This is a genomic window from Ruegeria arenilitoris, from assembly GCF_013030985.1.
GTDB classification, from domain to species: Bacteria; Pseudomonadota; Alphaproteobacteria; order Rhodobacterales; family Rhodobacteraceae; genus Ruegeria; species Ruegeria arenilitoris_B.
Window position 1 is genome coordinate 63,443 of record NZ_WPYP01000003.1, and the last position, 13,651, is coordinate 77,093.

11 protein-coding genes and 1 tRNA gene are annotated in these 13,651 nt (G+C 56.8%); 11 read left to right on the forward strand and 1 reads right to left on the reverse strand.

The window, feature by feature from the left end:
* Positions 1-23 precede the first annotated feature (23 nt).
* From GOX88_RS08200 to GOX88_RS08250, 11 genes are all read left to right on the forward strand, one after another.
* On the forward strand, positions 24-596 hold the full coding sequence (locus tag GOX88_RS08200) for a TRAP transporter small permease (protein WP_170400692.1): 573 nt from the start codon (positions 24-26) through the stop codon (positions 594-596).
* Complete coding sequence (locus GOX88_RS08205) at positions 593-1,888, forward strand: TRAP transporter large permease (protein ID WP_170400693.1); 1,296 nt, start codon at positions 593-595, stop codon at positions 1,886-1,888. The genes GOX88_RS08200 and GOX88_RS08205 overlap by 4 nt, the downstream gene beginning before the upstream one ends.
* Positions 1,888-3,774 (forward strand): bifunctional sugar phosphate isomerase/epimerase/4-hydroxyphenylpyruvate dioxygenase family protein, encoded by a 1,887-nt coding sequence (locus GOX88_RS08210; protein ID WP_170400694.1) that lies wholly within the window; start codon positions 1,888-1,890, stop codon positions 3,772-3,774. The genes GOX88_RS08205 and GOX88_RS08210 overlap by 1 nt, the downstream gene beginning before the upstream one ends.
* A 1-nt stretch (position 3,775) precedes the next feature.
* A complete protein-coding gene (locus GOX88_RS08215) occupies positions 3,776-4,648 on the forward strand; it encodes a shikimate dehydrogenase (RefSeq protein ID WP_170400695.1) in 873 nt (290 codons plus the stop codon).
* Positions 4,645-5,460 carry a citryl-CoA lyase gene (locus tag GOX88_RS08220; RefSeq protein ID WP_170400696.1) on the forward strand — a complete coding sequence of 272 codons (816 nt, stop codon included), beginning with the start codon at positions 4,645-4,647 and terminating at the stop codon, positions 5,458-5,460. Before GOX88_RS08215 ends, GOX88_RS08220 begins: the two co-directional genes overlap by 4 nt.
* Positions 5,450-6,637 carry a Gfo/Idh/MocA family protein gene (locus GOX88_RS08225; RefSeq protein WP_254443304.1) on the forward strand — a complete coding sequence of 396 codons (1,188 nt, stop codon included), beginning with the start codon at positions 5,450-5,452 and terminating at the stop codon, positions 6,635-6,637. The genes GOX88_RS08220 and GOX88_RS08225 overlap by 11 nt, the downstream gene beginning before the upstream one ends.
* Positions 6,627-7,301, forward strand: a complete 675-nt coding sequence (locus GOX88_RS08230; protein ID WP_170400698.1) for a hypothetical protein — start codon at positions 6,627-6,629, stop codon at positions 7,299-7,301. Before GOX88_RS08225 ends, GOX88_RS08230 begins: the two co-directional genes overlap by 11 nt.
* Positions 7,294-8,484, forward strand: a complete 1,191-nt coding sequence (locus GOX88_RS08235) for a Gfo/Idh/MocA family protein (protein ID WP_170400699.1) — start codon at positions 7,294-7,296, stop codon at positions 8,482-8,484. The genes GOX88_RS08230 and GOX88_RS08235 overlap by 8 nt, the downstream gene beginning before the upstream one ends.
* A 154-nt stretch (positions 8,485-8,638) precedes the next feature.
* Positions 8,639-9,553 carry a sugar phosphate isomerase/epimerase family protein gene (locus tag GOX88_RS08240; protein WP_170400700.1) on the forward strand — a complete coding sequence of 305 codons (915 nt, stop codon included), beginning with the start codon at positions 8,639-8,641 and terminating at the stop codon, positions 9,551-9,553.
* A complete protein-coding gene (locus GOX88_RS08245) occupies positions 9,534-10,943 on the forward strand; it encodes an aldehyde dehydrogenase family protein (RefSeq protein ID WP_170400701.1) in 1,410 nt (469 codons plus the stop codon). The genes GOX88_RS08240 and GOX88_RS08245 overlap by 20 nt, the downstream gene beginning before the upstream one ends.
* Positions 10,943-12,724, forward strand: coding sequence for a thiamine pyrophosphate-binding protein (locus GOX88_RS08250; RefSeq protein WP_170400702.1), 1,782 nt, complete (start codon positions 10,943-10,945; stop codon positions 12,722-12,724). The genes GOX88_RS08245 and GOX88_RS08250 overlap by 1 nt, the downstream gene beginning before the upstream one ends.
* Positions 12,725-13,506: 782 nt before the next feature.
* Here GOX88_RS08250 and GOX88_RS08255 read toward each other — a convergent pair.
* Positions 13,507-13,583, reverse strand: a tRNA-Met gene (locus GOX88_RS08255).
* Between the last annotated feature and the right edge of the window lie 68 nt (positions 13,584-13,651).

The following is a 13,651-nucleotide window of genomic DNA, read 5'->3' on the forward strand; positions in this document are numbered from 1 at the left end:
GTAGTTAGGGAGGGAGAACCAAAATGAAGGCGTTCATCAAGGGGTTCTCCCGACTGACTGAAGCGATTGCCGGCGGGATGCTGGCGGCAATCTTCCTGATCTTCCTTCTCCAAATTCTCTTGCGGTACTTCTTTACCCCGGCTGGATGGACGCTTGAACTCATCGGCATACTTTGGGTCTGGGTGATATTCTTCAGCTGCGCTTTCATCGTGCGCGAGCGGGATCATGTGAAGTTCGACATCATCTACCTTTCGGTCCCGATGCGGGTGCGTCAGGTCTTTGCAATGCTGGCGGCCGCGGCGATCGTGGTCGGGATGCTCTACAGTTTCCTGCCGACGTGGGACTACATCGACTGGATGAAAATCCGCAAAACCTCGACCGTGCGCAATCCGTTCTCGGGTGAGAAGATACCGCTGCGCACTGTGTTCTCGATATATGCGGTGTTCATGCTGGTCGTTGCCGCGCGGTATGGATGGCTGTTCTTTGACATCCTGCGTAATGGCCCACCTAAAACAGAGCTTGAACTGGTTGTTGGATACAACGTGGTTGACGATCATCCCCGCGTCGACGGTGAAGACGAGGAAGCAGACAAATGAGTTTTGAACTTCTTTCCTGCCTGCTCGCGCTCTTTGTTTTGGCAGGCATCGGGACCCCTATCGGCTATTCAATCCTTTTGGCCTCTTTGGTGTATCTGGGCACGGCGGGATTGGACGTCGCCCTCGCGGGCGAGAAGATCCTGCAAGGCTTCTACAAAAGCACGATCCTGCTTGCTGTGCCTTTGTTCATCGTCGCCGCCAATATCATGAATGCCGGGTCGATCACGGACCGCCTGCTGAACTTCTGCGTCGCTGCAGTCGGCCGTTTCAAGGGCGGCCTGGGGCACGTCAACGTAGTGGCGTCTTTGATTTTCTCCGGCATGTCCGGCTCTGCCGTCGCGGACGCGGCAGGTATCGGGAAGATCATCATTGAGATGATGACCAAGGATGGCCGTTACAGCCGGGGCTATGCAGCCGCAATCACCGCGGCGTCGGCGACGATCGGCCCGATCATTCCGCCTTCGATTCCGATGGTTCTTTATGCGCTGGTCTCTAAGGCGTCTATCGGGTCGCTGTTCCTTGCTGGCATTCTGCCGGGCCTGATCATGGGCATCGTCCTGATGGCGATGAACTATTATCTGGCCGGAAAGCGGAACTTTGCATTGGAAGAACCTGTTCCGCTGCGCGAGTTGCCGGCTAAAACCGCCAACGCGTTCCCGGCACTGCTGATGCCCGCAATTCTGCTGTACGGTATATATGGCGGCGTCACTACTCCGACAGAGGCCGCCGCAGTTGCTGCATTCTACGCCCTGCTACTTGCAGCGTTGTTCTACCGCGCGCTGACCTTCCGAGGCCTTTATCAAGTGTTCGTCGACAGCGCGCGCTCTTCCGCCGCCGTCGGGGTGGTCATTGGTGGCGCGTTCATTCTGAACTTCATCGTCATTCAGGAACAGATTCCACAGTCGATCTCGGCCTTGCTGGAGGGTTCGGATGTCAGCCCGATTGTGTTCCTGATCCTCGTCAACCTGCTGATCCTCGCGCTGGGATGCGTATTGGACGCAACGACGATCATTCTGGTGATCGTGCCCCTGTTCATTCCAACCTGCGAAGCGCTTGGGATTGATCTGGTGCATTTCGGAGTGCTGGTCGTCGTGAACTCGATGATCGGTTTGATCACGCCGCCCTATGGCATTCTACTCTTTGTGATCAACGCCGTGACGGACATTCCGCTGCGCGAAATCATCTCGGAAATCTGGGCCTTCCTCGCGGTGCTCATCTTCGCCCTGGTGATCATGATGCTGATGCCGGATCTGGTCCTGTGGTTGCCGCGTATGTTTGGATATCAGGGATAATGTGCCTCTCGGTTTCGACAACGTCGATCCCCGGTGATCTGGCCGAAAAACTGAGTGCTATCGCTGACGCGGGATTCGGGGGTGTCGAATTACACGAACCGGATTTGACCGCTTTTGACGGGCCGCCATCGCAAATTCGGAACATTGCATCAGACCTCGGCCTGAAGATTTGCCTGCTGCAACCCTTCCATAACCTCGAAGGTCAATCCGGCAGCGGTCGGCAGCGTGCTTTTGACCGGCTAAAGCGCAAACTCGACCTGATGAGCGAGTTGGGAACAGAATTGCTGCTAATCGGGTCGGCCTTCGAGGTCGATGCTGCTGCAACCGAAGAACAGGTAATCGCGGACCTTGGCGAGGCGGCCAAGATCGCAAAAGAGATGGGGTTGCGTCTGGCCTATATGGGCTTGCCATGGTCGGATCTTGTGCACTCGGATGAGCAGGCGTTAGGCGTCGTTGAAGCCATCGACAGCCCTCATTTGGGGTTGGCCTTGAACTCATTCTTCTCGCTTGCCGACGGGTCCAAACCCGCCCGCCTTCGGAACATTCCCGGAGAGCGGCTGTTCCATGTGCAACTGTCCGATGCCCCCCGGCTTGAGATGGATATACGTCGGCTCAAACGGCACTTTGGGCTTCTGCCGGGGCTTGGGTCGCTGAACCTTGCAGGCTTCGTGCGGGTGTTGTCCCGCGCCGGGTACAAGGGGCCCTGGTCCATTGCGCGCGTCAACGAAGCGGCACCGCAACCCGGCGGTCGAACACTGGCCCGAGACAGCTACAGGTCGCTGGTGAACCTCTTGGACGAGGTGTCGCGGACCGAGCCAGGAACGAACTTTGGTATCCCGAAGTTGCCTGAACGCGTTTACGCCTCAGGCTTCGAATTCGTTGAGTTTACAGCCGACGAAACAAGTGGGGCCCAATTGGCAGACATGCTGTCAGCAATGTGTTTTCGAATGGAGCGAAAGCACGTCAGCAAGTCCGTCGAGCTGTGGCGGCAAGGCGCGATAAACATCGTTGTGAACACTGAAAAGGATGGCTTCGCCCATTCGGCGTTTCTCGGCCACGGCCCCTCGGTCTGTGACATGGGGTTGCGGGTCAAGGATGCGGATCAGACGGTGCAGCGGGCGACCGCGCTGGGCGCTCCGAATTTCTCACAGCCGGTGGGAACAGGGGAACTGGACATCCCGGCCATCCGAGGTGTCGGCGGCAATGTCGTCCATTTCATCGATGAGAAATCCGATCTGCATCGGGTATGGGACATCGAGTTTGAGCCAGTGGCGAAAACCAAAGCGACCCAGCCCGCCGGTCTGCGTCGTATCGACCATCTGGCGCAGACAATGCGTCACGATGAAATGCAAAGCTGGCTGCTTTATTACATCTCGACTTTTGAGATGGCGAAGTCTCCAATCGTGAATGTTGCGGACCCGTCCGGCGTCGTGCAAAGCCAGGCTATCGAAAGCCCCGAAGGCGAAGTGCGCCTGAACCTGAACGGGGCAGTAGGGCGCCGTACTCTGGCGGCTTCGTTCCTTGAAGATGGCTTTGGGGCCGGTGTTCAGCACATCGCCTTCCAGTCGGACGATATCTTCGAAACCTCAGCCCAATTGCAGAAGTCCGGCTTTCCCAGCCTAACGATTTCGGAGAACTACTACGCTGATCTGCAAGCGACTTTCGGATTGGATGACGACATAATCGCCCAACTGCGCGAGGGTAACATTCTCTATGACCGGGCGGCGGGGGCCGAGTATTTTCAGATCTACAGCCGCCCAATCTTTAACGGCTTCTTCTTTGAAATTGTTGAGCGTCGAACTGGCTACGCCGGCTATGGCGCGCGTAATGCTGCGTTTCGATTGGCGGCGCAAACGCGACACCACATGGCGGAAGGAACAACCTAATATGAAGGCCGCATTAATCGGGCAAGGGATTGCTGGCTCCATGACGCCTGAGATGCACGAGGCAGAGGGCCGGGCGCAGGGTATTGATCTCAGCTACGGTAGGATCGATACTGCAAAAGACCCATTTCGCGGAATGTCAGTTGCTGATTTACTGCATTATTCCGTTGACTTAGGCTGTGTGGCGGTCAACGTGACACACCCCTTCAAAACATCAGTCATTGATCATCTCGATGAGCTTTCCAGAACTGCTGAGGAGCTTCAAGCAGTCAACTCGGTGGTTTTTTGTGACGGTCGAATGGTCGGCCACAACACCGATTACATAGGCTTCCACAGTGCCTTCGGAGACTTTTTGGAATCATCGAAGACTGAAACGGTTCTCATGTTTGGTGCCGGTGGCGCGGGCAGTGCGGTTTCTTTGGCTTTGCTTGATTCAGGTGCCCGAAATCTGGAGATCGTCGATCCTGACTTCCACCGAGCGCAGGCGCTGGTCAGTCGACTAAAGGTCTTGCGTCCTTATGCAGTGCTTCAGGCTTCACCTACGATTTCGCTGGACCGGGTCAAATTGGTGGACGGAGTGGTCAACGCAACACCGCTGGGGATGGACAAGTACCCCGGGTCGGTAATTGAACCATCACTCTTGCGGCCCGGTGCTTGGGTGGCAGATATCGTTTATTTCCCGCTCGAGACACGCCTTCTGAGCAGCGCCCGAACAACTGGGTTGAAAGTGATGAATGGTGCCGGAATGGCAGTTCATCAGGCAGCAGCGTCTTTTGAAATCTTCACCGGTCGCATTGCCTCGATCAGTCGTCTTCAAAGCGTTTTCGCTTCACTTCGTCAGCAGCGCATGCGCGACGTTAGAGGAGCAACGGTATGACAACCGACGAGCAAGCAATCCGCCAATGGTGGCGCACCTCCATCATCGACATGAAACCCGGACAGATCGCGTTTCGTGGGAATGCTATAGAAGATCTGATAGGGAACGTGTCCTTCCCGCAGATGATCTGGCTAATGGTGCGGGGCGATATACCCAGCGATGCGCAGGCAAGTCTGTTCGAGGCCGCTCTGGTGGCTGGCGTTGATCATGGCCCTCAAGCCCCCTCCATCGCGGCGGCCCGTATGGCGGCCACATGCGGGGTTGGCCTCAACAACGCGATAGCGACTGCGGTGAACATGTTGGGCGATGTGCATGGCGGGGCAGGGGAGCAATGTGCCGAGCTTTATTATGATATCGCGGCCAGGATGGATGCTGGGGCATCCTTGAGTGACGCTGTTCGAGATGGCTTGGACAGCTGGCGCGAAACCTACGGCAAGATCGTCTCGGGCTTTGGACACCGATTTCACAAACCCGTCGATCCACGTGCGCCCCGTTTGATGCAACTTGTTCGTGATGCGGCGGCAGAAGGCACAGTTTCTGGCCGCTTTGCCGATATCGGAGAAGAGGTTCAGGCCGAACTCGGTCGTCAACGTGGTGGTCGGCCAATTGCCATGAATATCGATGGCGCGACAGCTGTGATCTTCTGCGAACTTGGCTTTCCCGCGCCCCTGTCGCGGGGGCTGTTCTGTCTGTCCCGCTCGGTTGGAATACTCGCCCATGCTTGGGAACAGATGAACCAGGGCGGTCGGAACAAAGGGCCCATGCCCCCAAATTACTTGCCCCTCTACGAAGACAGGAATGATGACACGTGAGACATCGAAATCCTTCCGGGTCGGCCTTATCGGCTGTGGTCGTATCAGCGATATCTACCTAAAAACACTATCTAAATTTTCCAGCGTTGAGGTCGTGGCTTGCGCAAGCCTTGATCCTTCTGAAAGTCGCGCCAAGGCTGATCAATACGGCATCGCCAAGGCCTGCACGCCAGAGGAAGTGCTTGACGATCCGACGATTGATTGCGTTCTGAACCTGACAATTCCGGCAGCGCATGCGGAAATAAGTCTGCGCGCCTTGGAGGCTGGCAAGCACGTCTATTCGGAAAAGCCTCTGGTCATGAACCGATCGGATGGAAAGGCGATCCTGTATACGGCCGCCGAAAAGGGGTTACTGGTCGGTTGCGCGCCCGACACATTTCTGGGCGGTCGTTGGCAAACCGTTCGGCGCTTGATTGATGAAGGTACTATCGGGAATCCGACAGGGGTATTTGCCCATGTCGGTACCCACGGGACGGAACGCCATCATCCCAACCCGGATTTCTACTACCAGGCGGGTGGTGGGCCATTGCTGGACCTTGGTCCCTATTACCTGACCGCCATGATCTGCTGTCTTGGTCCCGTTGACCGTGTCGCCGGAATGGCACGGCGGACATTTGACCAGCGAATGATCGAAAACGGCCCGCGCAATGGGGAGTGGATGGATGTCGACGTCGATACGCACTCCCTAAGCCTGCTGCAGTTCTCATCAGGAGCCATTGGGTCAATGACCATGAGCTTCGATATCTGGGACAGCGAAACTCCGCGGTTCGAGATCTATGGTGAAAACGGCACCATCAGCATCCCTGACCCTGACCCGGTCCATGGTGCCAATATCTTTCAGGGGGATGTCTGGCTAAAAACGCGGGATACCTCGCGCTGGTCTCATCAGCCCCGTCCAACCGGTCGTGAAGACTGGCAGGTGGTCGAAAACAAACATGGGTTTAACGAAGACAGCCGCGGGCTCGGCCTTTTGGATCTGGCCCTGGCGGCACAAGAAGGAAGCCAACCCCGTGCAAGTGGAGCGCTTGCTTACCACGTTTTCGAGGTCATGGACGCGATTGAACGGGCGCCGAAATTCGGCGCCTATCAGACGATAGAAAGCCGTTGCGTGGCCCCGGAGCCTCTACCGGTCGATTTCCTGAACACTGAGAGGAAGGAGCTGGTCCATGCCGATTGAGACACTGGACTTTGCCCAGCCATTCTTTCGTGTTCAGCACATCACCGATGAAGACAGAGTATCAGTCGAGGGTCGTGCAATCGCTCTTAACCTTGGGGAACGGGATATCTCCATCGAGGATCAAACCGTTGCGCCGCTTTCTTCTGTGATCGTCCAAAATAGCGTTCTCAATAACGTGAAATGCGCAGTAGTTGTCCACGGTTTCGACGCCCATACCGATGACACCGAGCTGTTCGCATGGGTGAAAGATACGTGGCCATCTGCTTTTGATGTTCGCCAAGAGGAGCGTCTGCGCGGTGTCAGCCATTACATGTCGCCAAAGGTCTTCGTGGGTAACGTTGGACTGACCATGTACCATTCCGGTTCGGTTCCACTGAATGTCGGATTGCACAAGGATCATCCGTTCTGCCCGGTACCGGGTTTTCGCGAAGTGCATACGCAAATCGTTGGCTTTGGCAAAATGCAGCAATGCCGAGAACGGGACGTTGAGACCCTTTATCTCGAAGAATTCCTGGCTCCGGGCACGACGCACAAGCCGATGTATGACGCCAAAGGCAACTATCCCTGGCATCAATACGAGACGATTACCCCCAGCATTTTCATGGCTGTCGAAATACTGCCAGAAGGCGCGCGGGTCCCAGACATGGAGGTTCAGAATGGCTGAGAGACTTTTACCCGAACACCTGAACTTCGACGGCCCTTTCCCGCGGTTGTCTCGCCGTTTGCGGCTGGGCGTTGTTGGCGGAGGGCGGATCTCTGTCACGCAAGCAACGGCTGCGCGGATGACCGACCGGTGGGAGGTCGCCGCAGGCGCGCTGAGTTCTGACGCCGCGCGCAGCAAGGCGCGTGGGGCTGAGTGGTTCCTGCCGCCAGACAGGTGTTATGCGTCCTTCGACGAAATGGTGAGGGCCGAGGCGGCGCGCCCGGATGGCGTGGATGCGGTCATGATCACCACCCCAAACCACGTTCATTTCGACGCGGCCAACGCGTTTCTGGAGGCGGGCATTGACGTGCTGTGCGACAAGCCCCTGACCAACGAAGTCGCCGAAGCCGAGGGGCTTGAGGAGATCACCGCGCGTACGGGGCAGGTATTTGCTGTCGGTTATGCAATGTCGTGTTTTCCAGTGATCCGGCAGGCCAAGCAAATTGTCACCGAAGGAGGCATCGGCAAAATCAACCAAATCCATGTTGAGTTCATGCAAGACTGGATGACGCCCGAAGATGTGGCTGATGCGCCGCATGTCAAATGGCGGCTGGACCCAAAGATTTCAGGACCAACGAGTTGTGTCGGCGATATCGGTACCCATGCCGCTCATCTCGCCAGTTTTGTCTCGGGCCTGCCCTTGACCGACCTACGGGCCGAGTTTCATGTCTGCGGTGCGCCAAAGCCTTTGGAAGACACAGTTTTCATGTTCACACGCTATCAAAACGAGGTTCCGGGAACCCTGATGGCGACACGCCTTGCCCCCGGAAATCGGGGTGGGTTGCGGTTGCGGATATTCGGGAGTGAAGGCGGTCTTGAGTGGGACTTGGAGAATTCGGAACAGCTGAAGTTCAATCGGTTCGGTGAGCCAGATCGTATCATCAGCCGAGGTCACGGGCACGGCATTGGCCCCGGCGCGGAACGTCTGGTCCGTACCGCGCGCGGCTTTCCCGAAGGGATTATCGAAGCCTGGGCCAACATGTATACTGAATTTGCCATGGCAGTGGCCGCGCGCCGGGATGGTGTCACAGTTCCTGCCGATTGGCTTACTTATCCCAGTGTCGATCAAGGCGCAGACGGTGTCCGATTCATTGATGCCTCTGTGCGCTCTCACCAGTCCGGAGGCGACTGGGTCACTATCTAAAGCTCTGCCAACACAAGGGTTAAACACGCCTGGGTCATTGCCCGGGCGTTTCCTTTTCCTGCGCAGCTTTAAAAGTTGATATTTTAAAAAATATCAGATATTTTTAACTACATGTGATGAATTTGAGATTCGCAGACACGTGGAGCTGCCGTTCATGGTGAAACCCGAAGAGGCTGGCGCAAGCCCCTCTCTCTATTCCTTGGCGCATCTGACGCTGATTGGCTGTACGCCGCCCGAGTTGGTCTATATCGCCGCGCGGGCCGGTTACGACGCTGTCAGTCCTCGATTTATTCCGATGCATGTGCCCGGTGAATTCACTCAATCCCCGATCAACAAGGCGCAGGTGCAGGCCACCAAAACCGCGCTTTCCACAACCGGATTGAAAGTCCTTGATGTCGAGCTGGCGCGCATCACTGAAGACGTCGACCCTCGCAGCTTTGAGCCTTCTCTGGAGATCGGTGGGGAACTCGGCGCCAAGCGCATGATCATGAGCGCGTGGACCAACACCCGCGATGATCGTGACTTCCTGATCGACGTCTATTCTGAGACTTGCGAACTGGCAGCGCCCTACGGATTAACGGTGGACCTGGAGTTCCCAAGCTTCTCCCGCTTGCGCACTTTGGACGAGGCGCTGGATATCGTCCGCGCGGCCGATCAGCCCAACGGCGGTATTCTGGTCGACACGCTCTACCTGCACCTCAGCCGCGTAGATCTGGGAGAGCTTTTGCACGTCCCCTCGGACCTGTTTCACTTTCTGCATATCTCTGACTGCCTGCCCGGCATCGCCGATACGCGCGAGGGCATGATCCAGTTGGCCCGCGATGCTAGGCTGTACCCCGGCGAAGGCTGGATTGACTTTACCGGCATCATCGAACGGATGCCCCCTGTCGACTACTCCATCGAACTGCCCAACCAAAGCCGCGTTGCCGAGTTGGGATACGAAGAACACGCGCGTCGCTGTCTCAGCCACGCCAAGCGAACATTCGGCGCGGCGCAGTCACAGCGTCGTATGCCCGATGCAGCAATTCCAAAACACCAAGAGGATCATCATGGGCAAAGAGCTCACTGAAAACGACCGCAACATGGCGGCCGACATGCTGGCACGCGCCCGCGCTGCTATGGCCGAGATCGAGGACTGGGATCAGGACAGGCTGGACCGCCTGTCTCAGGCCATTGCGTGGTATGCGGGGAACGAGAAAACCTTCACGCGTCTGGCCCAGCAGGGTGTGGATGAAAGCGGCATCGGAGATCGTGCAGGACGCCCAGCAAAACGGTTCAAGATTCACATGGTATTGCGTGATGTCCTGCGCACACCATCGACCGGTATCGTCGAGGTGGATGAGGAAAAGGGCCTGGTAAAATATGCCAAGCCCGCCGGAGTGATCGCGTCCTTGATCCCGATGACCAACCCGGCGATGACGCCTCCGGTCACTGGTGTTTCCGCCGCCAACGCCCGAAATGCGGTCATCTTCAGTCCGCACCCACGAACCGCCCATACCACCTTTGAAATGGTCGAGGTCATGCGTGCAGCTTGCCGTGCTGCCGGAGCCCCTGAGGATTTGTTTCAATCCATTCGCAAACCGTCGATCCCATTGACGCAACATTTGATGGAGATCTGCGACCTGACTTTGGCGACAGGCGGTAAGCCGATGGTCAAAGCGGCCTATAGTTCAGGGCGCCCAGCGTATGGCGTCGGCGCGGGCAATTCATCGATAGTCATTGATGAGACCGCCGACCTGGACATCGCCGCTCAGAACACTCGTATTTCAAAGACCTCTGACTTTGGGTCAGGTTGTTCGGCCGACGGTAACATTATTATTCAGCGCTCGGTTTACGACGATATGGTCAAAGCGCTTGAGGCCGAAGGCGGGTACCTGTGTTCAGATAAAGAGAAGGCCATGCTGGAGGCGGCTATGTGGGACGAGAAGGGTAGCCGTACGTTCCCGACCATCGCCTGTCCGCCGCAGCAAACGGCCAAGGTCGCCGGTTTCTCGATCCCCGAAGATCGCAAGTTCCTGATGGTTGAAAATCAGGGGAAAATCGGACCGCAGCATAAGTTTTCTAAGGAAAAACTGACCACGCTGATGGCGCTTTATCACTTCGACACTTTCGATGATGCGCTGGAAACGGTCAGCCAGATTTACGACACAGGCGGGAAAGGTCACTCCTGCGGGATCTACAGCCACAATGACGATCATATAGACCGACTGGCGCGTCTGGCCCCGGTCAGCCGTATGATGGTGCGACAGCCACAATCGAAGGCCAACGCAGGCGCATGGACCAATGGTATGCCCATGACAAGCAGCCTCGGTTGCGGCATCTGGGGCGGGAACATCACCAATGAAAACGTCACCATGAAACATATGATGAACTACACCTGGGTCAGCCGTCCGATCCCTGAGGATCGCCCCTCGGAGCCGGAGCTGTTCGGTGAGTTCTACGGACAGGAGGTCGCGTGATGGACGGAGCGAAACTGGACGGCAAAACCGTTGCTGAACATATCGTTGATTTCCTCGAACGTCGTGAGGTCAAACACGTGTTCGGCCTATGCGGCCATACCAATATCGCGGTTCTGGCTGCGCTGGCGGAAAGTCCCATCGATTTCGTCACCGTGCGGCACGAACAAATCGCCAGCCACGCGGCAGATGCCTATGCTCGCGTGACGGGCAAGGCCTCGGTGGTGCTGTCCCATCTCTCCCCGGGGCTGACCAATTGCGCCACCGGGGTCGCCAATGCGGCGCTGGACTGTATCCCCATGGTCGTGATCGCAGGCGACATTCCGACCCACTACTACGGCAAACATCCGCATCAGGAAGTGAACCTGCATGCGGACGCTGCCCAGTGGGAGATCTATCGCCCCTTCGTCAAACGCGCCTGGCGGGTGGATCGGGCAGACTTGATGGCCGAGATTTTGGAAAAGGCGTTCCATCTCGCCGAAAGTGGTCAGCCCGGCCCCGTGCTGGTCAATGTTCCCATGGACATCTTCTCTGAGGTGATCCCTTCGGACAGCTTCGACCGTATCCGCGACAACACCCGCGCGCTCAAGAAACCGTCGATTGACGATGAGACAGCGCGAGAGATTGTCGAAGCGTTGGCGCAGGCCGAAAATCCGGTCGCTTATGTCGGCGGCGGTATCCTGTTGGCGCAAGCCAGCGAGGAGTTGCGCGAGTTCGCTGAACATATGGGACTGCCTGTCGCGCATTCCTTGATGGGTAAAGGCGCCCTGCGGGACGACCATCCGCTTGTGCTGGGAATGACCGGGTTTTGGGGCACCGAGTTGGTAAACCAATCCTGCCTGAACGCGGACTATATCTTTGCCGTGGGAACCCGGTTCAAAGAGGCCGATTGCTCCAGCTGGTACCCTGGCTACACGTTCAACATTCCCGGTTCCAAGGTCATTCACATCGACATCGAACCGCAAGAGATCGGCCGCAACTATCCCACCGAGATCGGCGTCGTTGCGGACGCCAAGGCCGCGTTGCGTGCCCTCAACCGGGTTGCCCGCGAGATGTATCCGAACGGTTTTAAACACCCCGCGCTAGAACAAAAGATCACGGATTTCCGGACAGAATTCAAAGCCCGCAACGTGGAAATGGCGACCTCGTCAGCCTTTCCAATGATGCCCGAGCGTATTCTGGCAGATACCCGCAAGGCACTGCCTGAGGATGCCATCATCACCACGGACGTTGGGTGGAACAAGAACGGTGTCGGACAGCAATTCGATATCCTGACCCCCGGCTCAATACTGACCCCGGGCGGGTTCGCGACGATGGGTTTTGGCCCCCCGGGCGCGATCGGCGCGAAGCTCGCAGCACCTGATCGCGTCGTACTCAGTTTGGTTGGCGATGGTGGTTTCGGTCAGAACCCGTCAATGCTGGCAACGGCCGTCGAACTTGATCTGGGTATCATCTGGCTGGTTATGAACAACAACGCCTTCGGCACCATCGCGGGCCTTCAAAAGGCGCATTACGGTCTGACCTATGGAACAACGTTCCCCGGATCAGCCGCCGCACCCGCAAACGGGCCAGGCTATGCCGACATTGCGCGAGCCTACGGCGCGGAAGGGCACAGGCTCAGCGCTGCCGACGAACTGTTGCCCGCATTGGACGCGGCAATCGCCAGTGGCAAGCCAACCGTGCTCGATGTGCCAATGATCAACAACCCGACACCAACGACCGGACATTGGAACATCTTGGACATATACTCTCCTGACAAAGAGGTTTCCCACGTCGCGACCTAAAGACACTTAGCGCGGTAAGCCGCGTCAGTAGCCCGCCGTCAAAAGATTTGTATGCGATCAGCAGTACTGTTGCATTGCGGCGGGCTAAAGGTACTCGTTCCCGAATTCTACGTACACTCAGATTAAGCCAATAAGAGTATGAACTGCAGCAGCCTTAAACCCATTTGGAAGGGCAGCTAAAAGTTGGCCGTTGCATTTGGAATTTAGGGCGGACACTGGGCCTTCGCCGCACGACAGAACAGCTTTGTGATGCGACGCGAACACCGCCATTCGCATCCGCTGCTCAACTGCCAAGGAAAGTGGATCCTGTGAAAACACCGGAAAGTTCAGATTGGATTTAATTGAAGGGGAAATCCTTGAACGACTGGAGGCGCATCTGATGCACCCTGGTTGGAGTTGTAAAGGAAGCCGAGGCGTTGTTTGAAAGACGTCTCAACCTTTTCGAACGAGGCATCCTGAACGGCAAGGATAGGGAAGCAAAGCTCGTTGAAGCGAAGACTCAATTGAGGAAGGCGTAAGAATAACTGCATTCATCGGATGCGAGCACTGATGCGATCTCTTTTGATCCAGCAACTCCGAAACAATGTATACGCGCTATTCAGGGTCTCGTGGCCTCAATGGGTAATCCTGCTGAAAAACCAGATGCCAAAGCGCTGGACATCATCAGGTCCCTCGTTTCTGAAATCACTGTGTCCCCGGTGGAAAACGACGCTATTCCCGTGGAGGTTAAGGGTCGCGTAATCGCCTTCGTCTCAAGCCAAGAAACTAAAGTGGGGGGGTGATGGTAGCGGAGGAGGGACTTGAACCCCCGACACGCGGATTATGATTCCGCTGCTCTAACCAACTGAGCTACTCCGCCATGAGTGAGAGGCGATTTAAGGGAGGGGCCGGAGGGGGTCAAGAGGGAAAAGATGGTCAAAGCCGGAT